Source organism: Acetanaerobacterium elongatum (assembly GCF_900103835.1).
Taxonomy (GTDB): domain Bacteria; phylum Bacillota; class Clostridia; order Oscillospirales; family Ruminococcaceae; genus Acetanaerobacterium; species Acetanaerobacterium elongatum.
Genome location: NZ_FNID01000001.1, coordinates 67,033 through 88,759, shown reverse-complemented (window position 1 = coordinate 88,759; position 21,727 = coordinate 67,033). Strand labels below are relative to the sequence as shown.

Here is a 21,727-nt window from a genome sequence, read left to right as displayed (position 1 = left end):
ACCATCAATGCCGTTAACCCCTTAAGAGGCACCGAAAGCTTATAAATCCACGCCGGCCGGGCAGTGGTTCTTTTTCGCCCTAAAAAACAAAAAAAGCCTAATTTCTTAGGCTTTTTTAAATATTGGTCTGAGTGGCGGGATTTGAACCCACGGCCTCTACCACCCCAAGGTAGCGCGCTACCATCTGCGCCACACCCAGTCAACGAAGTATATTCTAGCATAATGGGCAGAAAAAAGCAAGTGTTAATTTTACCGTAAGCGAGTGCGTGAACCGGGTGCGTCAACAAGCCGGTACTCTTGAGCACGATTGATATAGTACCACGTTAAACGGAGAAAAATCATCCGAATAGTTCATTCAGTCTGTATCAAATCGGGAGCCCTTATACCGATATCAGCTGTTTAAGATTGATTCGCATGAATTGTGTTCTTGCTAGTATTCGTGAGAATTTAAGAGCGAAAAAGAGGATTTAAGAGTATTTCATATAAATCAAGCAATAAAAACGGATAAACAATGAATTTTACAAAAAAATATAAAGATTTTAGGAAGAAAGCGTTGACATTTCTTGAAATTGTGTATATATTTTAGATGTTGTTTTTTGCATCTGAAATCAGCCATGTATAAGCGCAGCCCCGCTTGTGCAGACGATGTAGTTCCGTAGGAGATACCCTTCAGCGGAACAAAATTACAACGTAATCTGACGGCTCCCGAAACCTCGGGGGTCGCAATTGTGCCCGGCGGTTTTCGGGCGGCAAGTGCAGCCGAAAGCAGTAATGCTTTTGGCCAGCCAAGGTTATGTTTAAGGATACGATGATTTAGTCGCAAGAAAGCTTTCATCAGCGTTTCCTTGGTGTGGGTAAGCCCGCACGAGTAATTTTTACTGCTGAGGGTTAGAATCTTTACTTGCCTTCGGCAAAAAACGGTGTCGTATGTTCCGCTAAAAGTCCGGGCAAGTGTCCGGCATAAAGCCTTTTGCGGGGTAGCGGTTTCAAAAGACACTGTGGGCACGCCGGGCGGATCTTTACTGCCCGCGGCCTCAATCCGCAAAGGGGGATGCAATAATGGATAGTAATGTTGTAGTCAGGCTCAAGGATATCGTTGTGGAGTTTGACGGGGAAAAGGTGCTTAAGGGAATAAACCTTGATATCCACGACAAGGAATTTGTCACACTGCTGGGGCCTTCGGGCTGCGGCAAAACCACCACCCTTCGTATTATCGGCGGGTTTGTGCAGCAGAGCTCGGGCGATTTATATTTCGACGAGCAGATTATCAACGGGCTGCCGGCCTACAAGCGTCATGTAAACACCGTATTCCAGCGCTATGCTTTGTTTCCGCACTTAAACGTTTACGAAAACGTGGCGTTCGGGCTAAAGATACAGCGCCTGCCGCAGAAGGAGATTCGCAGCCGCGTATATGAGATGTTGGAGCTTGTAAACCTTAAAGGCTTTGAGCTTCGTAACGTGAAGAACCTCTCGGGCGGTCAGCAGCAGCGCGTGGCCATTGCGCGCGCCCTGGTAAACCACCCGCGTGTGCTGCTCCTGGACGAGCCGCTCGGTGCGCTGGATTTAAAGCTGCGCAAGGAGATGCAGATAGAGCTTAAGCGTATTCAAAAAAGCCTGAATATTACCTTTATATATGTAACGCACGATCAGGAAGAGGCGCTTACCATGTCTGATACCGTTGTGGTAATGAACAACGGCGTGATTCAGCAGATCGGTACGCCTCAGGATATCTACAATGAACCGAGAAACGCCTTCGTGGCCGACTTTATCGGCGAAAGCAACATCCTCGACGGTATTATGGATAAAGATTTTCTGGTGGAGTTTGCGGGCAACAGCTTTACCTGCGTAGACCGCGGCTTTGCCCATAACGAACGTGTAGAGGTGGTTATCCGCCCCGAGGATATTAAGGTAGTGCCGCAGGTAGCGGGCCAGCTTTCGGGTATTGTGGAATCGGTAATCTTTAAGGGCGTGCACTACGAGATGATTGTGAGCGCCTGCGGCTACAAATGGATGATACATTCCACCCAGTGCGAGCAGCCGGGCAGCGTCATCGGTATGAATATTATGCCGGAGGATATTCACATCATGAAAAAGATGGAGGCGGCGCAATGAAATCAAAGCTCCCCTCCGTGCCATACCTGGTGTGGGCGGTGCTGTTTATCATTATCCCGCTCGGGCTGGTGGTATTGTTTGCGTTTACCACCGCCGACGGCAAATTCACGCTTGAAAACCTTATGCGCGTAGGCGATTATACAGCGGTGCTGATGCGCTCGCTTTGGCTTTCGGCTATCGCTACGGTTATTTGCTTTGTAATCGGCTACCCCCTTTCGTTTATCATCTCACGCGCCGAAACCGGCGGGCAGAACCTGATGATTATGCTTATCATGCTGCCTATGTGGATGAACTTTCTGCTGCGCACCTATGCGTGGATGACCATCCTTGAAAAGAATGGGCTAATTAACCGTTTCTTTGGCTTGTTTGGCATCGGGCCGTTCGAGCTCATCAACACGCCCGGCGCGGTGGTGCTGGGCATGGTATACAACTATCTGCCGTTTATGATTCTGCCCCTCTATTCGGTAATGACCAAGATCGACAAGCGCGTTATCGAGGCGGCGCAGGACCTTGGCGCCAACACCATGGGCGTATTCTCGCGCGTGGTGATTCCGCTGAGCGTACCCGGCATTACCACCGGTATCACGATGGTTTTTGTGCCCTCGGTGAGCACCTTTATTATCTCCCGCATGCTGGGCGGCGGCGGCAACCTGCTAATCGGCGACCTGATCGACCTTCAGTTTCTGGGCAATGCCTACAATCCGCACCTCGGCTCGGCGATTTCGCTGGTGCTGATGGTGATTATCCTGCTGTGCATCAGTATTATGAACCAGTTTGATACCAGCGAAGAGGATATGGAGAGCATGATACTGTAACTGTGCAAGCTAAGGCTGCACAACCCGGAAAGGAAGAGTGATAATAATGTCAAAAGCCTTGTCCCGAATCTATGTGGGGCTTGTTTATCTGTTTCTGTACGCGCCCATTGCGGTGCTGATTATATTCTCGTTTAACTCCTCTAAAAGCCGTAATGTATGGACGGGCTTCACCTTTGATTGGTATTTGAAGCTATTCAACAACGAAACCATCATCTCATCGCTTTTTAATACCCTGCTGGTGGCGGCTGTCTCCTCGGTGGTTGCTACCGTAATCGGTACGGCGGCGGCGGTGGGTATCCACGCTATGAATAAGAACCTGCGCGCCGCGGTGGTGAACGTTACCTATCTGCCGGTTATCAACCCCGAGATTGTCACCGGTGTTTCGCTGATGCTGCTGTTTGTGTTCGTGGGTGTCAAGCTCGGTTTTACCACGCTGATTATCGCGCACATTACCTTCAATGTACCGTATGTCATTCTAAATGTTATCCCCAAGCTGCGTCAGATGGACAGCCACCTCTACGAGGCCGCGCAGGACTTGGGGTGCGACCCAGCCAAGGCGTTCTTCCGCGTGGTGATTCCAGAGATTATGCCGGGTATTATCACAGGCTTTTTGATGGCGTTTACCTATTCGATTGATGATTTTGTTATAAGCTACTTTACGAGCGGGCCCTCTTCGCAGACGCTGCCCATTACCATATTCTCGATGACCCGCAAGAAGGTAAGCCCCGAGATTAACGCCCTTTCGGCAATTATCTTTGTGATTGTGCTTGTGATTCTGATACTCATGAACATCAAGGATTCCAACATCTACCGCAAGCGCATCAAAAAGGAGGCGGAAAGGATATGAAAAGGCTTTTGGCCTTTGCCGCCGCCCTGTTGATGGTTTCCCTCGTGTGCGTTACGCCGCTTGCCGCCGAGGATAAACAGATCGGTGAGGATGCCATCTACGACCGCTTTCAGGATAAGGACATCACCATCAACGTTTACAACTGGGGCGAGTATATCTCCGACGGCGCAGACGATTCGATGGATGTGAACGCCGAGTTTACAAAGCGTACCGGCATTAAGGTGCAATATTCTACCTTTGCCTCCAACGAGGAGCTGTATGCCAAGCTGAAAAGCGGCGGCTCAAGCTATGACGTTATCATTCCGTCTGATTATATGGTAAGCCGTATGATTAAGGAAGACATGCTGCAGCCGCTGGACTACAATAATATCCCGAACTTCTCCAAGATTATGGAGCGGTTTAAAAAACCAAGCTATGATCCCGAGAACCGCTATTCCGTACCCTATATGTGGGGCACCGTGGGAATCATCTACAATACCACCATGGTGGACGAAACCGTTAACAGCTGGGATATCCTATGGGACGCGCGCTATCTGGGGCAGATTTTAATGTTCTCCAACTCGCGCGACGCATTTGGCATCTCGCTGTTGCGGCTGGGCTACTCGCTGAATACCGAGGACCCTGAGCAGCTGCGCGAGGCGTGCGAGGAATTAAAGAAGCAGAAGCCGCTGGTGCAGGCCTATGTAATGGACGAGGTGTTTGACAAGATGCAGGGCGGCGAGGCGGCCCTGGCCCCCTACTACGCGGGCGATGCCATTACAATGATCAAAACCAACCCCGATCTCGCATTCGCGGTACCGGAGGAGGGCACCAACTGCTTTGGGGATGCCATGTGTATCCCGAAGGGTGCACAGAATAAGGAAGCTGCGGAGCTCTACATCAACTTTATGTGTGAAACCGATGTTGCCGCAGCAAACAGTGAATATATCGGTTATTCTACCCCTCAGCAGGAGGCCTACGACAGCTTGGACGACGAGTTAAAAAATAACCCCATCGCCTACCCGTCTGAGGAGGTTTTACAAAAGACAGAACGATTTGTAAATCTTTCAGAAGAAACAAATGCAAAAATAGACAGCATGTGGACCGAGATTTTAAGCACCAACACCTCCTCCAACCGCTGGTTTATCCCAGTACTGGTAGCGGCGGCGATTATCTTCTCCATCGGCCTGAACGTTTACCGCCGTATAAAAAAGAATCGGCAGAGTATTTGATATCTTTAAGGACGGGTAGCACTGCCCGTCCTTTGTGCAGTCAGGCAGTATTTGACACTTGATATAGAGAAAAGTATAATTAGATTAACTTTTGACTAGAGTTAGTATTATCCGGTAATCTGAATAATCGAGAGTGGTTATGGATAAACAACAGTTTTTACAGGCCTGCAAGACGGTAATAAACGCCTCTCCGGTACCGGGCAGGGGTATCGGCACCTTAGGCGAGAAAACCTTGCATGCCATACTAAAGCATTATATGGAGCCGGATACCGCAAAGCACGAAATCAAGCTGGGTGGTTATGTTGCGGATATAGCCAGTGAAACCGGCGTAATCGAGGTACAGACGCGGAATTTTAACAGCCTGCGCAGTAAGCTTGCCTGTTTTCTGGAGCATAATGAGGTCACGGTGGTTTACCCCATTGCCTCCACCAAATGGCTTGTTTGGGTCGACCCCGAAACGGGTGAAACTACCGCAAAACGACGTTCCCCCAAGCGCGGAAATTACTGCGAGGTATTCTACGAACTGTACAAGATTAAACCGCTGCTACTGCACCCGCGGCTGAAGCTTTGCCTGATGCTGATTGATATGGAAGAATACCGTTTCTTGGACGGTTGGAGCGAGAATAAAAAGCGCGGTTCCTCCCGCTATAACCGTATTCCCACCGAACTGATTGATGAACTTACCATCAATACCCCAGCCGATTATGGCAGACTTATTCCAAACTCACTTCCCGAAGCCTTCACCGCCAAGGATTTTGCCAAGGCAGCGAAGCTTTCACCCAAGTCGGCCCAAACGGCGCTCAATGTGCTGCATTCTGTTGGGGCTGTTATAAATATCGGGAAGCGGGGCAGGAGCTACCTATATCAGCGCTTGGATAATTTATAGCAAGAAAAAGTATAAATAATATTGTAGGAGCTATATGACACAATCAGATAAGGATATGAATATACAGCACCTCAAACCCGATTGCTCCGCCTGCTTCGGGTTGTGCTGCGTTGCCTTGTATTTCTCCAAGCAGGATGGCTTCCCTGCCGATAAAAGTGCAGGAACGCCCTGCGAGCAGTTGAACAGGCAGTTCCGTTGTGCGGTGCACGAAAGGCTCGGCGCGCTGGGGTTGAAGGGCTGCAGGGCGTATGAATGCTTTGGCGCAGGACAGCAGGTTTCGCAGGTTACCTTTCACGGGGTAAGCTGGCGGCAGCAGCCGGAAAAGGCCGAGGTTATGTTTAAGGCGTTCCTCATCATGCGGCAGCTGTATGAGAGCTGCTGGTATTTAAATGAGGCGCTCTCCTTTCACGCTGCTGCACCTGTTTTAAAGGAGCTGCAAGAGGCGCTCAGTCAGTCTGAAGCAGCTGCCAATCTGCCCTTGCAGGATTTGCTGCGGTTTGACCTGGATGGCTATCATCAACATATCAGCGGTTTGCTTAGAAAGGTAAGCCTGCTGGTGCGCACCGAGAAGAGCCGCACGATGAAGATAAAGCTTGCACCTCAAAGTAACGGAGCACCGAAAGATTACCTTGGCAAAGACCTGCGCAAACAAAACCTTCGCTGTGCCTGCCTGCGAGGTTCCTGCCTGATTGCCGCAAACCTGCAGGGTGCCGATTTAACCGGTACCGACCTGCTTGGCGCCGACATGCGCGATGCGGATATCCGCGGCGCAAACCTTTCCGAAAGCCTGTTTTTAACGCAGTTTCAGGTGAATACCGCAAGGGGTGACGGCAACACTAAGCTTCCACCCTCGCTCAGCCACCCCAAGCATTGGGCTTAACACGAAACAGGGCATAGCCCGTCAAGCGTGCAACGCTGTTTCCATGGTATCCTAACGGTAAGAGGGGAGTGTTCATAAAGAATATCCCCTATAAAACCATAAGGAGGGGTTACAACCATGTACGCATGGGAGCAGATTCAAAAAACAGTGGATTATATTGAAGACCATCTCTCGGAGGAGATTGAGGCTGAGATGCTGGCCAAGACTGCGGCGCTGTCGCAGTTTTACTATCAGCGGCTGTTCAGCCGTCTGGTGAAAAGGCCGGTGCAGGAGTATATCAAGCTGCGCCGCTTGGCCAAGGCTTCGGAGGCATTACTGCAGTCGGGCAGGCGAATACTTGATATCGCCTTGGACTGCGGTTTCTCTTCTCACGAAACCTTTACCCGAGCCTTCAAGGTCGCGTTCGGATTAACACCGGAGGAGTACCGCGCAAACCCCGTTCGCCTCAACAACTTTGTAAAACCTCAGCTGCTGCTGAATTATGTGCTGGTGGATGAAGGGGTGCCGCTTATCACCGACGGCATTGTACTTGAGATTACACGAAAAAGGCTTGCAACTGCGCAGCGGTTTATCGGCCTTACCGCCCAAGAGCCGATAGCGCAGATGCCGGGCGGCGGCGAAACAGGGGTAGATTCTCTTGGCGCGCTGTGGGATTCCTTCCACAAGATGAAGCCCTCTCTGCCCGTAAAGCCTGATGGCGACGAGATCGGTATCACCTTTGAGGGAACCAAGTCGGGGTATTACCGTTACTTTGCGGGCGCGGAAACCTTGGAGGCGGCTTCGGTTCAGGGCTGCGATTGTCGTGAACTGGGGGCGGGCGAATATATTGTATGCACCTTTGAAGCCGAGGATTTCGAGCATCTGGTGATGGATGCGGTATATAAGGCGCACCGGTATTTGTATGAAACATGGCTGCCCAACCACGGGCTTACCGGTAAACCGTTTGCCGCTGAACGCTACGCAAGCCACGACGCGGCGACAACCGCCATGGAGATATGGATTATGCCCGAACCAAAGGCACTATAAATAGCAGCGACGAAGGATGTGTTCAGCATGGAGTGGAGCAGCCTGTACGGCCCGGAGTACACACCGACCTTTGAAGAGATACGCAGCTATATCAATAACCCGCTTTGGCAGGAACTGAACGACTATCTGCAAGCGGCTTATATAGTACAGCCCAAGCTGAGCTACAGCAAATGTTCAATGCAGCGCGGCTGGAATGTGAAATACCAGAAAAGCGGCAGGGCGCTGTGCACGCTTTACCCCACGGAGGGGTTCTTTATCGCGCTGGTGGTTATCGGCGAGCGGGAGCAGACACAGGCGGAGTTGTTGCTGCCCCTATGCTGCGCGTACACGCAGGGGCTGTATAACCAAGCCGCCTGCACCATGGGGCAGCGCTGGCTGATGCTCGCGGTTACAGATTCAAAGGTGCTGCAGGATGTAAAACAGTTGCTACAACTCCGTGTGGCACCCAAGGTGCCACACAAATACTAAAGCTTTTAGTCTATACAGAAAAATAGGGCTTGCAAAAGTGATGCTGGCCTGTTATAAAGATAATGTTGCCTCCGGTAAAACCATCCTCCGCTGCGGGGGTGTGCCGGAGCGGGAATTTGTTTACACCGACGGGAAAACGGTGCAGATGTATTGGATAGATATAAAATAACCGGAAAGGTATGAAGATAGCATGAACTACCGCACCGAACGCGATTCCATGGGCGAGATACAGGTGCCCGCCGACCGCTACTGGGGCGCGCAAACCCAACGAAGCCTTGAAAACTTTAAAATAGGCACCGAGAAGATGCCCGTCGAAATCATTAAGGCGTTCGCCGTTTTAAAAAAGGCGGCGGCGCTTGCAAACCTTCACTTAGGTAAGCTGGATGATGAACGCTGTGCGCTGATTACACAGGTGTGCGACGAGATTGCCGAGGGCAGGCTGGAGGGGCATTTTCCGCTTGCGGTGTGGCAGACGGGCAGCGGTACTCAATCCAACATGAATGTAAACGAGGTAATCGCAAACCGCGGCAACGAGCTGTGCGGTAAAAAGCTGCTGCACCCCAATGACGACGTAAACCGCTCGCAGAGCAGTAACGATACCTTTCCCACCGCCATGCACATCGCGGCAGTGGTTGAGATAGAGGAGTTGCTGCTGCCCTCGATCGAACGACTCACCGCGGAGTTTAAGCGGCTGGAGGAGGAAAACAAGGGCGTGGTAAAGAGCGGCAGAACCCATCTGCAGGACGCCACCCCCATCACCTTTTCGCAGGAAATCAGCGGCTGGCGCGGGATGCTGGAGAACGCACAGACCATGATTACGGCCTCCCTCAGCCCACTTCGTGAACTCGCCTTGGGCGGCACGGCAGTGGGTACGGGGTTAAACGCCCCCAAGGGGTTTGCGGAGGAATCGGCGCGGCAGGTATCGCTGCTAACCGGCAAGGCTTTTGTGACGGCCCCCAACAAGTTTCATGCCCTCACCTCCAAGGACGCGCTTGCATTCTCGCACGGCGCGCTTAAGGCGCTAGCCGCAAACCTGATGAAGATCGCCAACGATATCCGCTGGCTGGCCAGCGGCCCGCGCTGCGGCTTGGGGGAGATATTCATCCCCGAAAACGAGCCGGGCAGCTCCATTATGCCGGGCAAGGTGAACCCCACCCAGTGCGAGGCCGTTACCATGGTGGCGGTGCAGGTGATGGCAAACGACGTGGCGGTGGGAATGAGCGCTTCGCAGGGCAACTTTCAGCTCAATGTGTTTATGCCGGTATGTATCACAAACTTTTTGCAGTCGGTGCGCCTGCTTGCGGATGGCATGGAGTCCTTCCGTGTGCACTGCGTAAGTGGCATTACCGCCAACCGCGAAAGGATGGCGCACAATCTGCACAACTCATTGATGCTGGTAACGGCAATCAGCCCGATTATCGGCTACGATAACGCCGCCAAAACCGCAAAAACCGCCTACAACGAGAACATCTCGCTTAAGGAAGCCGCCGTGAAGCTCGGCTTTATCACACCGGAGCGGTTTGACGAGGTATTCCACCCCGAAGAGATGGTGTAATAACCGTTTTGCTATAATACCGTAGGGGCGCGCATTGCACGTTCGCAGAATTACCATTCATTCACTATACAGTAAAGGATGTTTGCTTTGGATATTAACAAGGAGTCTTTAGACCTGCACTACCAGCTGCGTGGAAAGATCGAGGTTGTTTCCCGCAAACCGATTAAAACCCGCGAGGACCTCTCCCTCTGCTATACCCCCGGCGTGGCCGAGCCCTGCCGTGTGATAGCGGCGGATTACGAGAAGTCGTTTGAGCTTACCCGCCGCAGCAACCTTGTGGCGGTGATTACCGACGGCACCGCGGTGCTGGGCTTGGGTGATATCGGCCCCGCAGCGGGCATGCCCGTTATGGAGGGTAAATGCGCCCTGTTCAAAGAGTTTGGCGGGGTGGACGCGTTTCCTCTGTGCGTGGATACCAAGGATGTGGATAAGCTGGTGGAAACCATCTACCTCATCTCCAAGAGCTTCGGTGGCATCAACTTAGAGGATATTGCCGCACCTCGCTGCTTCGAGGTGGAGCGCAGGCTCAAGGAGCTGTGCGATATCCCCGTTTTCCACGACGACCAGCACGGCACCGCCATTGTGGTGGCGGCGGCACTGCTCAATGCCATTAAGGTGACGGGCAAGACGATGGGCAAGGTGAAGATTGTCATCAACGGCGCAGGTGCGGCAGGCCTCGCCATCGGCAGCCTGCTCATCAGTATGGGCTTCGGTAATATTGTAATGTGCGATATTAACGGTATCATCTGCGAGGGGGATGAGAACCTCAATCCGTGGCAGCAGGAGATTTCCAAGGTAAGCAACCTGAACCATGAGAAGGGCAAACTGGCCGATGCGCTGAAGGGTGCAGATATATTCATAGGGGTTTCGCGCCCCGGGCTGGTAACCGCCGAGATGGTGTCTGCCATGAACAGCGGTATCGTGCTGGCCATGGCAAACCCCACCCCCGAGATCATGCCCGATGAGGCCAAAAAGGGCGGTGCCGTGGTGGTGGGCACCGGCAGAAGCGACTTCCCCAACCAGATTAACAACGTGCTGGTGTTCCCCGGTATCTTTAAGGGAGCGCTGGCGGTTCGTGCCAAGGGTATTACCGAGGGCATGAAGCGCCGCGCAGCCTACGCGCTGGCTGCACTGGTGCCGGAGGATCAGCTCAGCGCCGAGAATATCATCCCGAGTGCATTGGATAAGAGCGTTGCCGAGGCGGTAGCCAAGGCTGTGGCAGACGAAGCGATTGAGACAGGATACGCTCGTATAAAATAACGCCGAATATTAAAAAAGCCTAAAAACCTTTACGCTACACCAGATAGGTGTCTGCGTAAGGGTTTATTTTTTTGTATAAAATTTGTTCATAAATTGTGTAAAGAAATAATAAAACCTTTTCACGTTGCCAACACATTACCCGGTAAAATAGTAAACAGAAAGGATGGTAAACCTCATGAAGCGTAAAATCACAAATAAGTCATTCAACATCAAAAAGGCCGTTCTGCCTTTGATTATATCGGCGATGGTGCTTTCCGCCTGTACTGCCCCGGGTGCAAGCGGCAGTGCTGCCGTAAGCAGTGTCTCCGGTGCAGGCACGGCTTCTGCGGTCAGCACCACCACCGTTTCGGTAGTAAGCTCGGCTGATACCTTTACAGCCGAGGATGAGGATGCAAGCTGGAGCAGCACCAACGCAACCGCCATCGCGTTCAGCGGCACCTCCGCTACGGTAACCGGCAGCGGGGCCACCGCAAAGGGCGGGGTGGTAACCATATCAGCAGCGGGTACCTATGTGGTAAGCGGTACGGTAACAAACGGGCAGGTTGTTGTTGATACAAAAAACGATAAGACGGTCAGGCTCGTTTTAAACGGCGCGGATATTACCAATACCGCAGGTTCAGCCATCTATGTAAAGAATGCCTCCAAGGCGGTGCTGATACTGGCCGATGGCACGAAGAACCATGTGGCGGACGGCAGCAGCTACACCTTTGACGATACCGAGGCCGAAGAGCCCGATGCCGCCATATTCAGCAAGAGCGACCTTTCCATCACCGGCAACGGCACGCTCACCGTAGATGCGGTGTTCCGTGACGGCATCAAATGCAAGGATATGCTTCGTGTCGCGGGCGGAATCATCACAGTAAACGCAGCGGATTGCGGCATCAAGGGGCGTGACGGCATTGCCGTAAAGGCTGCCGATATTACGATTAACGCCAAGGGCGACGGTTTAAAAACCACAAACGATAAGGATGCAAAGAAAGGTACCATTAATGTTTTAAGCGGCACCCTTAAAATCACCTCGGGCGACGACGGCATAGACGCTCAAACAACCCTTCTGGTAAGCGACGGTACCATCAACATCCTCTCCGGCGGCGGTAACACCCAAAGCACCAAGACGCATACACAGGAAAACGGAGGCGGGGGTATGTTCGGTGGGGGTGGGCCTATGGATGGTAATGCTCCCGCACCCGGCAATATGCCTACCACAGACGGTACTGCCAAGGATTTGACGGCAGCCTCGGCAACCATTATCAATACCGCAACCGATGCATCCACTGCAACAACTGATACAGCTATCAGTGCCAACGGCATAAAGGCCGGTACAGCGGTGCAGATTGACGGCGGCACCCTTACCATCGATTCCGCGGGTGATTCTATCAATTCCGGCAACAGCGCCGTAATCAAGGGCGGAACCCTCAACCTTACCTCCGGTGACGACGGTATCCATGCCGATACGGTACTGCAGATAAGCGGCGGTGCATTAACCATCAGTAAATCCTATGAAGGTATAGAGAGCTCCAATATTACGGTGGATAACGGTAATATCCGCATTACGTCAAGTGACGACGGCGTGAATATCTCGGGCGGCAGCGACGGTTCCTCCGTAAACGGCAGGCCGGGGCAGGGCGACTTTTCCGCCGTAGAGAACGGCGCACTCACCATCAGCGGCGGCTACATGGTTATTGACGCAGATGGCGACGGGCTGGATTCCAACGGCTCCATCAGCATGACGGGCGGCACAGTGCTGGTAAACGGCCCCACCAATGCCGGCAACGGTGCGCTGGATTGTAACGGCACCTTTAAGATGACAGGCGGTGTGCTGGTTGCGGCAGGCAGCTTGGGTATGGCTCAGGCACCCGACAACACCTCCACCCAAAATGCCGTAATGGTTGGGCTTACCACGGTGCAGCAGGCCGGTACACTGGTGCATATTCAAGACGCAAGCGGTAAGGATGTACTAACCTTCGCACCCTCAAAAACCTTCCAGTCGCTGGTGCTGTGTTCCCCTGCACTGGTAAAGGGCACCACCTATACAGTTTACACGGGGGGCAGCTCAACAGGCACCGCGCAGGATGGGCTATATACCGGCGGCAGCTATACAGCAGGAACCCAAGCAGACAGCTTTACGGTTTCGGATGTAATCAGCTCTGTGGGCTCGGTGCAGGCCGGTAACCAGATGGGCGGCGGAATGGGCCATGGCGGCGGCAGAACAAAGCCGCAGGGCGGTTGACAGATGAAATCAAAAGGACGGTGTTCTTATGGCGATAGCAACCTTTAAACGGTACGAACTGAAGTTTCTTTTAACCAAAACACAGTTCTGTGCCATGACGGCGGCCCTGCCGGAGTATATGAACATTGACGGTTACTGTGAAAACGGCAGCTGGTACGGCATACACAACCTGTATTACGATACCCCAAACAGCGACTATATTAGGGAATCTCTGTCTAAGCCCTATTATAAGGAGAAGCTACGCCTCCGCTGCTATAACCCCACGCCATCGCCCGAGGAGAAGGTGTTTCTTGAGGTAAAAAAGAAAACCGGCGGCATCGTGTACAAACGCCGCGCGGTTATGACACTGAAAGAGGCCTATGCGTTCACCGGCAAGGGTATACTGCCCGCCGTAACGGATTACATGAACACACAGGTGATAAACGAGCTTGCCTATCTTCTAAGCTGCGCTCCGGTCGCACCGGCGGCCTACATCAGCTACCGGCGCTTGGCCTACTTCGGCAAGGAGGATAATGAGCTGCGTGTCACCTTCGATAAAGATATTACCACCAGAAGAAACGAGCTGAACCTTGAAAGCGGCAGCTACGGCACCCCGCTGCTGCAAAAGGGCCGATACCTGATGGAGATTAAAACCGAAGGGAATCTGCCCTACTGGCTTGCCGAGCTTTTGTCGGAGCTTGAGATCTATAAAACCAGCTTTTCAAAATACGGTGCCGAGTATAGGCGGCTTTGCCAAAGCAGAGCGGCTCAGCACCCCCTGGCGCCCGCCGCAATCTCCGTTGTAAGCTACCCAAATATCTTTACCCCCAGCGGTGTTTCGTGCCTAGGGCTTGAAACGAACCGATAAAATCCATAGGTTTTATAATCATCAGAAAGGATTGAACATTACATGTTTGAGAGCATATTTGCTGCCTCCGCCACCGAATCGCTATCCTTTTCGGGAATGCTTGCCGCCCTGGGCACATCCCTGATCCTCGGCCTGGTAATAAGCCTGGTTTATCTGAATACCCACAGGCAGGAGGGCTATTCAACAAGCTTTTTAATCACGCTTATCATGCTTCCGGCTATTATCTGCATCATCATCCTGCTTATCGGCAACAATGTCGCCCGAGCCTTCAGCCTGGCGGGAGCCTTCAGCCTAATACGGTTCCGCAGCGCCGCGGGCGACCCCAAGGATATCGCCTATATATTCTTTACCCTCGCGATTGGCCTTGCGTGCGGAATGGGCTTCCTTGCCTACGGCATCATCTTTGCGTTAATCATCTGCCTTGTAATGATTGTGCTGCACTACACCGGCTTCGGGAAGATGAAGTCCGACGCCATGCAGCTGAAGATTACCATCCCCGAAAACCTGAACTTTCAGGGGCTGTATGACGATATCTTAAGCAAATACGCCGAAACATGGAAACAGACGCAGGTGAAGACAACCGATTTCGGAACGCTGTTTCAGGTGGTTTACTATATTACATTAAAAAGCGGCGTCAACCAGAAGCAGTTTTTAGATGAGCTCCGCTGCCGCAACGGCAACCAGAATATCTCGCTCACCCTTCGCGAGAATGAGATGCAGAACCAATAGCGGAGCCAATACAAGCAGTCCCCATGTAAAACACATAGTATAAACTCTTAAACAGGGTGGCATTCTGCATGAGATTTTAAAGAGATTTCTGAGTAATGAATTGAGCAGGCTCCTGCTGCTTCCAGCTTTTATAAAGTGAGGCGATAACATCCTCTATCGGTGCCTTGATAATTTCAACATTCTGCACCTCTTCACTGCCGGAAAGCTGGGTCAGAATTTCCTGTATGGGTGTAACGTCGCTGTCGTAGGCGTATTCGTGTACATTTCCCTGCGACGAAAGAAATGCAAGCGACAAGAAGTTTGGCGGCATATCGGAGCGGGCGGTTACACGAATACGGCCAAGGCTGCCCTGAACGGTGCGCAGAGCCTCAAAGCTGCCGTCAAAAGCTACCTTACCGTGTGAAAGCAGCACAATCCGACGCGCCATCGCCTCCAAATCGTCCATATCATGGCTGGTAACAATTACGGTAGTGCCCCGTTCGGCGTTGATGCGCCGCAAAAAAGCTATCATCTGCTGCTTTGCCAGAACATCCAGCCCAAGGGTTGGCTCGTCAAGGAACACCACCTCAGGGTCGTGCAAAAGCATCATGCCAAGGTCGGCACGCATTCGCTGCCCAAGGCTGAGCTCGCGCGAGAAGGTATGCAGAATGTCCGAGAGGTCAAGCAGCTCTGTTACCGCCTGCAGATTTCTGTTGTATACCTCGTCGGGAATACCCCACACCACCTTCTTCCATTCATAGCTGGTAATAACGGGGTGGTCCCACCACAGCTCGGTACGCTGCCCGAACACGATACCGATACGGCGCATCAGGGCAATACGATCCTTTGCGGGGTTAAGCCCCAGCACCGAAACCTCGCCGTCGGAGGGCTGCAAGATGCCGCATAAAATCTTGATCGTGGTGCTTTTACCGGCGCCATTGGCACCGGCATATGCCACAAAATCGCCCTTTTCAACGCGCAGCGAAACACCGTTTAGTGCTGTAAGCTTACGCTTCTGCGGCTTAAATAGATTTTTCAGCGTATCAGAAAGCTTGCCGGTACGTTGCCATTGAGAATAGTACTTATAGATATTATCGAGCACCAAAGCCGGAGTATCGGTTTGAACCGTTCTTTTCATAAAAGTGAATTCCTTTCTTAAATAGAATATTAGCGATAATAAGCATAACCGCCGCCACAATCAGCAAGAGTATTGCAGGCAGGCCCGCCGGAGCTTGCCCAAGCAGCACGTTAGCTGGGAACCATGCGGCAAGACCAACGGGAAGAACAGTGCATAAGGCGGTAATGCCTGCAGACGGAAGCCCGCCCAGAGAAAAGTATTTGGTCTCGCCAAACAAGTCAAGTGCTTTGCCTGAAATCTCTTCCGCCGCCACCGGGGCAAAGAAAGCGCTGCAGGAGATAATATAGGTAAAGGCTAAAATCACAGTGGATGAGCAGACCAGGCTAGATAAAAGCCGCAGCACCCAAACAGGGGTTACTGTAAGCTGCAGCCGGGAAACGGCAACGCAAAGCAGGGGAATACCGAGCAGCACCTTACCGTTGCCCGAAACAGGGCTAAACCCCTGCGTAAGCAGCTGCATCCAGATGGGTACCGGCTGTATCAGCATGTGGTCAAGCTGGCCTCGACCTATGATACGGCTGATATGAAGGATGTTATAGCCACCAAAGAAAGCTACAATAATGCCATCGCTTACCATAGCGTAGCTGCACATAAAAAGCATCTGGTCAAAGCTCATACCGCCTATCCCGCCAAACCGCACGCAGAGCAGAAGCGTGGTGCTGATGGCGGTAAGGGTGGCTACAAGCTCCGAAGCAACCCACATCAAGCAATAGCGCATATCACGCAAAAACCATAATAAGTCCATTTTGGCATATTGGCGCCAAAGCCGGAACAAAAATAAAACATTCATCGATTACTGACACCTCTTTTTTAAGTACATACTTTTACTAAACCTGTTACCCCCCGTAGGATACCATGTGTTCCTGTGACTTATTGAAAAACAGGATGCACAGCGGCCAAAGTGTAACGTTCCAGAATAACGACAGCAATAATAGCCGTGGGGCATCGCCGTTTCCTACATAGATGGAAAGCGGAGCCCCTGCCATAAAGGCAAACGGCAGCGCAGTAAACACGTCGCCGGCCCAGCTTGGCAGCAGTGCAAAGGGAATAAGCGAGCCGGACAAAAGCGCCGTTATGCCCTCGCGAATGAACAGAGCCGCCCAGCAGCCATTTTTCAGGTGCATAGCAACGCCGGAAAACACAAAATCTACGCAAAATCCCAGTGATACCCCCAATACCAAGCTGCAGGCAAACAACAGGCCATCTGCCGCACTGCTTGGCGTTACCGAGATGCCAAGCAGCGGAGAGAGCAGGTAAACGGGCAGAGTGTAGAATAAGAGAGACGGCACCCATCGGCCTACGGTTTCGGCAATTAAATCTCCGATTACAGGCAACGGGCGGGTAAAACGGTTGATAATAGAGCCCTCCCACAAAGCTGTGGTGGCAGGGGTATATACACAAAGCTGCTCGGAAAACGCCGAGGAGACAACTGCGTAGGTTAGCATCTGCTGCTTGCTCATCGGTGCACTATCGGGCAGCGAGGAGAAGACGGCTGTTATCACCAGCAGCCGTACAAGACGCACGGCATACCCCGCAAAAACGAACAGAAAGTTGCCGTCAAATGCTTGGCTTGCACATAGCTGTATAGTTTTAAGATACTTTTTTACTAATGCGATCATAGACTACTTTAACCCTCCTAAAAAAGAGCATAAAAATACCCGAAAAGCGGCTAAGCCACCCTTCGGGTTTTCAATTACTGAATGAAACAGGCAACACTAAATCGCCGGTTTTAGTCTTTGAAAAGTGAAAGATGAGCACACTGCCGCAAGGCGCAAAAGGGCAGACCTATACACGGACAGTGCGATTTCACCTGAAACAATCGAAACTTCACCGATATTCATCCACAATATACTGTGCTTAAACTCAGTGCGGCTCATGCTTTCACCTCCTTAAAAAACTAATAGCATCTTAGCAGAATATTGGCCGGATGTCAATAGCTGGCATCAAGCCATACAGAATTTGTGCCGTACATAATTAAACAACCCCCACTGAAAAATGGGGGTTGCAACCGTATTATGGTATAACTAGCCTTCAATCATCTGCAGGATTGCCGATTTGCTTCTGGCGCCTACGGCACTGTTTACAACCTTGCCGTCCTTCATCACCACCAGCGTGGGGATACTCATAACGCCGAACTGCTGTGCAAGCTCGGGCTGTTCGTCTACATTGATCTTGCCGACCTTTACCTTAGCACTTGCTTCGTCGCTGATTTCCTCAACAATCGGCGAAACCATGCGGCAGGGCCCGCACCAGGGTGCCCAGAAATCTATCAGCACCGGCTGAGAGGAGTTTATAACCTCGTTTTGAAAGTTATCTTTTGTAAAAGTTAATGCTGCCATCTAAATTCATCCTTTCGGTTTTATGTTATCATCACTATACCATAAGCATTTCCGTTTTTCGGTGACTTTATCACACTTAGATTATTGTAAATCCTAACACCCAACCTGTCAATATTAGCCGGAAGTGATATCTTAATTGCTTTTAAAATTCTTTGCGCCTTGTTGATTTTTTTAAAAAAGCATGACATAGTAAAACCAAAAGTGTATGGCAGAACATTGACACAATGCTTGATATAACTGCATTCAGCCCTATTTTACCTGCCGCAATTGTTACCTGGTGTTTCCCCGTAAAGAATTTTTTAAACACACAAATACTGCAGGGATATGCCGCTGCCATAAAATGAGACAAACATCACACAAGATATTGTATTGATTCTAATTTATTATTGACTTTTTCAACTAGATAATGTATCATAAAAGTATACCGATTGAGTGCACTTGTGTACTTGGCCAGTATACTTTTTCATTCTAAAGCGCGAATTATTATTTTGCTATTTATCCCGCTCATGGCTGTGAGCGGGTAAATCTATCATAAGAGAGATGGGGAGACAAAATGATCAGAACATTAACCGACACCATCAAGAAACGCAGTGGTGAGGTTGTGCCGTTTAACAGCATTAAAATCCGCACTGCCATCAGCAAGGCCAACCAGAGTGTGGACGGCGAGCTGATGAGCGATGCAGCACTCGATGCCCTTACCGCGCAGGTGGTTGCCGCACTGCCGGATGGGCAGGTGCCTACGGTTGAACAGATTCAGGATAGGGTAGAGGAGGTACTTATTTCCTCCGGCTTTGCCAAAACCGCGAAGTCCTATATCCTGTACCGAGCCGCGCATGCGAAGATTCGCCAGACCGAGGCGGATTTGATGGATATCTACAAGGAGCTTACCTTTGCCTATGCGAAGGATGCCGATATCAAGCGCGAGAATGCCAATATTGATGCCGATACCGCCATGGGCACCATGCTTAAGTATGGTTCGGAGGGCGCCAAGTATTTTATCGATAACTACATCCTGCCCAAGGAGATTGCCGCCGCGCATATCAACGGCGACATTCATATCCACGACAAGGATTTCTATATGCTCACCGAAACCTGCTGCCAGATTGATCTCATCAAGCTGTTCCGCGGCGGTTTTTCCACCGGCCACGGCAACCTGCGTGAGCCGAACGACATCCAGAGCTACTCGGCGCTTGCCTGTATTGCCATTCAGGCAAACCAGAACGAGATGCACGGCGGGCAGAGCGTGCCCAACTTTGACTATGCCATGGCAATGGGCGTGGCCAAAACCTTTAAACGAAACTACTATAAAGCCGTGCGTGATTATGCAAAGGTTCGCTTTGGCATCTCGGGCGAAGAGGGCGATGCACTGGTACAGGGCCTGAAGGAGAATATCAGCGAAACGGTTACCCTGCACTCAGACGAGGCCTGCGGTAAGGCGCTTGCCGAATACCTTATGGGCAGCCCGTTTAAGTCGCTGATGGAGGGGCTTGATGCCGCCGAAGCCGAGAAGCTTCACCGCTATGCCTTTGATACGGCACAAAATGAAACCCAGCGCACCACCTATCAGGCGATGGAGGCATTTGTTCACAATCTCAACACCATGAACTCCCGTGCGGGCGCTCAGGTGCCGTTTAGCTCGGTAAACTACGGTACCGACACCTCTCCCGAGGGGCGCATGGTAATCATGAACCTTTTGCTGGCTACCGAAGCGGGGCTTGGCGAGGGTGAGACCCCCATCTTCCCTGTACAGATATTCAAGGTAAAAGAGGGCGTCAACTATAACGAGGGCGACCCGAACTACGATCTGTTTAAGCTGGCCATCCACTGCTCGGCCAAACGCCTGTTCCCCAACTTCAGCTTTTTAGACGCGCCGTTTAACCTGCCCTACTATAAAGAGGGCGATTACAACAGCGAGGTGGCCTATATGGGCTGCCGTACCCGTGTGCTTGGCAACAGCCACGATAAATCACGCGAGGTAACCTGCGGCAGAGGCAACCTGAGCTTTACCTCTATCAACCTGCCGCGCATCGGCATCGAGGCTCACGGCGACATGACACGCTTCTATGAGATTCTTGACCGCCGTATCGACCTTGTCATCCAGCAGCTATTGCACCGCTTTAAGATACAGTGCACCAAGAAGGGCAGAAACTACCCCTTCTTAATGGGGCAGGGGGTATGGATCGACTCTGAGAAGCTCGGGCCGGACGACAGTGTAGAAGAGGTGCTCAAGCACGGCACACTGAGTATGGGCTTTATCGGGCTTGCCGAAACCCTTGTGGCACTTACGGGTAAGCATCACGGCGAGAGCAAGGAGAGCCAGAAGCTCGGGCTTGAGATTATCGGGTATATGCGCAAGCGTATGGATGAGGAGAGCGAGAAAACCGGCTTGAACTTCACCCTGCTCGCCACCCCGGCGGAGGGTTTGAGCGGTCGCTTCCTGCGTATTGACCGCCAGCAGTACGGCGTACTTCCCGGCATTACCGATAGGGATTACTACACCAACTCGTTCCATGTGCCGGTATATTATCCCATTCGTGCGTTTGATAAGATCCGCATTGAGGCGCCCTATCATGCCCTTACCAATGCGGGGCACATCAGCTATGTAGAGATGGACGGCGATACCTCCAAGAACCTTGAGGCGTTTGAAACGGTTATCCGCTTTATGAAGGAGCAGGGCATTGGCTACGGCTCGGTAAACCACCCCGTAGACCGCGATCCGGTATGCGGCTACAACGGCATTATTGATAACGAATGCCCTAAGTGCCACCGTAAAGAGGGTGACGGCGCACCGGATTTCGAGCGCATCCGCCGCATCACCGGCTATCTGGTGGGTACCATCGACCGCTGGAACAACGCCAAGCGTGCCGAGGAGAAGGACAGGGTAAAGCATGGAATCTAAGCTGAATCTGGCGGGCGTGGTAGAGGAGTCGGTTACCGATGGCCCCGGTATACGTTATGTGATTTTTGTGCAGGGCTGCCCCCACGCCTGTGAGGGCTGCCACAACCCCCAAACCCACCCGTTTGAGGGCGGTACGGTGAGGGATACAGACGAGCTGTTTGAACAGATTGTTCAAAACCCGCTGCTCAAAGGGGTTACCTTCAGCGGCGGCGAGCCGTTCTGCCAGCCCGCTCCGCTTGCACTGCTTGCTAAACGACTGCATGATGAAACGCGTCTAAACGTCATCACCTATACCGGCTATACCTTCGAGGAGCTATTGCAAAGCAGTAATGCTGCAATTCACAGCCTGCTTGGGCAAACCGATATCCTCATGGACGGCCGGTTTGAGCTTGGCAAGCGCGATATCTCCCTGCGTTTTCGCGGAAGCACAAACCAACGCGTAATTGACGTGAAAAAGAGCCTCTTGGAAGGCAAGACGGTTTTGCTTAATTTTGATGCTTAAATGA

Annotated in this window: 20 protein-coding genes and 1 tRNA gene; 16 read left to right on the top strand and 5 right to left on the bottom strand. The window is 51.8% G+C overall.

Going from position 1 to position 21,727, the window contains the following annotated elements:
- Positions 1–123: 123 nt before the first annotated feature.
- Positions 124–199: transfer RNA gene (locus BLR50_RS00425), tRNA-Pro, on the bottom strand.
- A gap of 860 nt (positions 200–1,059) precedes the next feature.
- Between BLR50_RS00425 and potA the strand changes: the two genes are divergently transcribed.
- From potA to BLR50_RS00360, 14 genes are all read left to right on the top strand, one after another.
- On the top strand, positions 1,060–2,112 hold the full coding sequence (potA, locus tag BLR50_RS00420; protein ID WP_092637363.1) for a spermidine/putrescine ABC transporter ATP-binding protein: 1,053 nt from the start codon (positions 1,060–1,062) through the stop codon (positions 2,110–2,112).
- On the top strand, positions 2,109–2,927 hold the full coding sequence (locus tag BLR50_RS00415) for an ABC transporter permease (RefSeq protein ID WP_092637361.1): 819 nt from the start codon (positions 2,109–2,111) through the stop codon (positions 2,925–2,927). The genes potA and BLR50_RS00415 overlap by 4 nt, the downstream gene beginning before the upstream one ends.
- 46 nt (positions 2,928–2,973) lie before the next feature.
- Positions 2,974–3,774, top strand: a complete 801-nt coding sequence (locus BLR50_RS00410; RefSeq protein WP_479714953.1) for an ABC transporter permease — start codon at positions 2,974–2,976, stop codon at positions 3,772–3,774.
- Positions 3,771–4,985 (top strand): ABC transporter substrate-binding protein, encoded by a 1,215-nt coding sequence (locus tag BLR50_RS00405; RefSeq protein WP_092637359.1) that lies wholly within the window; start codon positions 3,771–3,773, stop codon positions 4,983–4,985. The genes BLR50_RS00410 and BLR50_RS00405 overlap by 4 nt, the downstream gene beginning before the upstream one ends.
- A gap of 139 nt (positions 4,986–5,124) precedes the next feature.
- Complete coding sequence (locus BLR50_RS00400; RefSeq protein ID WP_092637357.1) at positions 5,125–5,871, top strand: DUF8091 domain-containing protein; 747 nt, start codon at positions 5,125–5,127, stop codon at positions 5,869–5,871.
- Positions 5,872–5,905: 34 nt separating this feature from the next.
- The gene (locus tag BLR50_RS00395) at positions 5,906–6,751 is read left to right on the top strand and encodes a pentapeptide repeat-containing protein (protein ID WP_092637355.1); all 846 of its coding nucleotides are present in this window, start codon (positions 5,906–5,908) and stop codon (positions 6,749–6,751) included.
- A gap of 117 nt (positions 6,752–6,868) precedes the next feature.
- Positions 6,869–7,777 (top strand): AraC family transcriptional regulator, encoded by a 909-nt coding sequence (locus BLR50_RS00390; protein WP_092637353.1) that lies wholly within the window; start codon positions 6,869–6,871, stop codon positions 7,775–7,777.
- 27 nt (positions 7,778–7,804) lie between these two features.
- A complete protein-coding gene (locus tag BLR50_RS00385) occupies positions 7,805–8,245 on the top strand; it encodes a DUF3788 domain-containing protein (RefSeq protein ID WP_092637351.1) in 441 nt (146 codons plus the stop codon).
- A 40-nt stretch (positions 8,246–8,285) separates the two neighbouring features.
- A complete protein-coding gene (locus BLR50_RS14755; RefSeq protein WP_278277972.1) occupies positions 8,286–8,414 on the top strand; it encodes a hypothetical protein in 129 nt (42 codons plus the stop codon).
- Positions 8,415–8,435: 21 nt separating this feature from the next.
- A complete protein-coding gene (gene fumC, locus BLR50_RS00380) occupies positions 8,436–9,800 on the top strand; it encodes a class II fumarate hydratase (protein WP_092637349.1) in 1,365 nt (454 codons plus the stop codon).
- Positions 9,801–9,887: 87 nt separating this feature from the next.
- On the top strand, positions 9,888–11,060 hold the full coding sequence (locus BLR50_RS00375; RefSeq protein WP_092637347.1) for an NAD(P)-dependent malic enzyme: 1,173 nt from the start codon (positions 9,888–9,890) through the stop codon (positions 11,058–11,060).
- A 175-nt stretch (positions 11,061–11,235) separates the two neighbouring features.
- On the top strand, positions 11,236–13,290 hold the full coding sequence (locus tag BLR50_RS00370) for a carbohydrate-binding domain-containing protein (protein ID WP_162840256.1): 2,055 nt from the start codon (positions 11,236–11,238) through the stop codon (positions 13,288–13,290).
- 28 nt (positions 13,291–13,318) lie between these two features.
- Positions 13,319–14,137 carry a polyphosphate polymerase domain-containing protein gene (locus BLR50_RS00365; protein ID WP_092637343.1) on the top strand — a complete coding sequence of 273 codons (819 nt, stop codon included), beginning with the start codon at positions 13,319–13,321 and terminating at the stop codon, positions 14,135–14,137.
- Positions 14,138–14,179: 42 nt separating this feature from the next.
- Entirely contained in the window at positions 14,180–14,866 is a 687-nt protein-coding gene (locus tag BLR50_RS00360; protein ID WP_092637341.1) for a DUF4956 domain-containing protein, read from the top strand.
- Between the two features lie 76 nt (positions 14,867–14,942).
- Here BLR50_RS00360 and BLR50_RS00355 read toward each other — a convergent pair whose 3' ends face one another.
- From BLR50_RS00355 to trxA, 4 genes are all read right to left on the bottom strand, one after another.
- The gene (locus tag BLR50_RS00355) at positions 14,943–15,983 is read right to left on the bottom strand and encodes an ABC transporter ATP-binding protein (protein ID WP_092637339.1); all 1,041 of its coding nucleotides are present in this window, start codon (positions 15,981–15,983) and stop codon (positions 14,943–14,945) included.
- Positions 15,937–16,773, bottom strand: a complete 837-nt coding sequence (locus BLR50_RS00350; protein WP_092637336.1) for an ABC-2 family transporter protein — start codon at positions 16,771–16,773, stop codon at positions 15,937–15,939. The genes BLR50_RS00355 and BLR50_RS00350 overlap by 47 nt, the downstream gene beginning before the upstream one ends.
- A gap of 46 nt (positions 16,774–16,819) precedes the next feature.
- Positions 16,820–17,602 carry an ABC-2 family transporter protein gene (locus BLR50_RS00345; protein WP_092637334.1) on the bottom strand — a complete coding sequence of 261 codons (783 nt, stop codon included), beginning with the start codon at positions 17,600–17,602 and terminating at the stop codon, positions 16,820–16,822.
- Positions 17,603–18,007: 405 nt separating this feature from the next.
- Complete coding sequence (gene trxA / locus BLR50_RS00340) at positions 18,008–18,322, bottom strand: thioredoxin (protein WP_092637332.1); 315 nt, start codon at positions 18,320–18,322, stop codon at positions 18,008–18,010.
- Positions 18,323–18,875: 553 nt separating this feature from the next.
- On the opposite strand from trxA, the gene BLR50_RS00335 reads away from it, so the two are divergent.
- Positions 18,876–21,221, top strand: a complete 2,346-nt coding sequence (locus tag BLR50_RS00335) for an anaerobic ribonucleoside triphosphate reductase (RefSeq protein WP_092637330.1) — start codon at positions 18,876–18,878, stop codon at positions 21,219–21,221.
- A complete protein-coding gene (nrdG, locus tag BLR50_RS00330; protein WP_092637328.1) occupies positions 21,211–21,723 on the top strand; it encodes an anaerobic ribonucleoside-triphosphate reductase activating protein in 513 nt (170 codons plus the stop codon). Before BLR50_RS00335 ends, nrdG begins: the two co-directional genes overlap by 11 nt.
- Positions 21,724–21,727: the final 4 nt, after the last annotated feature.

Bases quoted from the DNA above. Each gene is read 5' to 3' on its own strand.
- BLR50_RS00405 (WP_092637359.1), top strand. From the start codon at position 3,771: ATGAAAAGGCTTTTGGCCTTTGCCGCCGCCCTGTTGATGGTTTCCCTC.
- potA (WP_092637363.1), top strand. From the start codon at position 1,060: ATGGATAGTAATGTTGTAGTCAGGCTCAAGGATATCGTTGTGGAGTTT.
- BLR50_RS00350 (WP_092637336.1), bottom strand. From the start codon at position 16,773: ATGAATGTTTTATTTTTGTTCCGGCTTTGGCGCCAATATGCCAAAATG.
- BLR50_RS00395 (WP_092637355.1), top strand. From the start codon at position 5,906: ATGACACAATCAGATAAGGATATGAATATACAGCACCTCAAACCCGAT.
- BLR50_RS00415 (WP_092637361.1), top strand. From the start codon at position 2,109: ATGAAATCAAAGCTCCCCTCCGTGCCATACCTGGTGTGGGCGGTGCTG.
- BLR50_RS00370 (WP_162840256.1), top strand. From the start codon at position 11,236: ATGAAGCGTAAAATCACAAATAAGTCATTCAACATCAAAAAGGCCGTT.
- BLR50_RS00385 (WP_092637351.1), top strand. From the start codon at position 7,805: ATGGAGTGGAGCAGCCTGTACGGCCCGGAGTACACACCGACCTTTGAA.
- nrdG (WP_092637328.1), top strand. From the start codon at position 21,211: ATGGAATCTAAGCTGAATCTGGCGGGCGTGGTAGAGGAGTCGGTTACC.
- BLR50_RS00335 (WP_092637330.1), top strand. From the start codon at position 18,876: ATGATCAGAACATTAACCGACACCATCAAGAAACGCAGTGGTGAGGTT.
- BLR50_RS00355 (WP_092637339.1), bottom strand. From the start codon at position 15,983: ATGAAAAGAACGGTTCAAACCGATACTCCGGCTTTGGTGCTCGATAAT.
- fumC (WP_092637349.1), top strand. From the start codon at position 8,436: ATGAACTACCGCACCGAACGCGATTCCATGGGCGAGATACAGGTGCCC.
- BLR50_RS00410 (WP_479714953.1), top strand. From the start codon at position 2,974: ATGTCAAAAGCCTTGTCCCGAATCTATGTGGGGCTTGTTTATCTGTTT.
- BLR50_RS00360 (WP_092637341.1), top strand. From the start codon at position 14,180: ATGTTTGAGAGCATATTTGCTGCCTCCGCCACCGAATCGCTATCCTTT.
- BLR50_RS00365 (WP_092637343.1), top strand. From the start codon at position 13,319: ATGGCGATAGCAACCTTTAAACGGTACGAACTGAAGTTTCTTTTAACC.
- BLR50_RS00345 (WP_092637334.1), bottom strand. From the start codon at position 17,602: ATGATCGCATTAGTAAAAAAGTATCTTAAAACTATACAGCTATGTGCA.
- BLR50_RS00400 (WP_092637357.1), top strand. From the start codon at position 5,125: ATGGATAAACAACAGTTTTTACAGGCCTGCAAGACGGTAATAAACGCC.
- BLR50_RS00390 (WP_092637353.1), top strand. From the start codon at position 6,869: ATGTACGCATGGGAGCAGATTCAAAAAACAGTGGATTATATTGAAGAC.
- BLR50_RS14755 (WP_278277972.1), top strand. From the start codon at position 8,286: ATGCTGGCCTGTTATAAAGATAATGTTGCCTCCGGTAAAACCATCCTC.
- trxA (WP_092637332.1), bottom strand. From the start codon at position 18,322: ATGGCAGCATTAACTTTTACAAAAGATAACTTTCAAAACGAGGTTATA.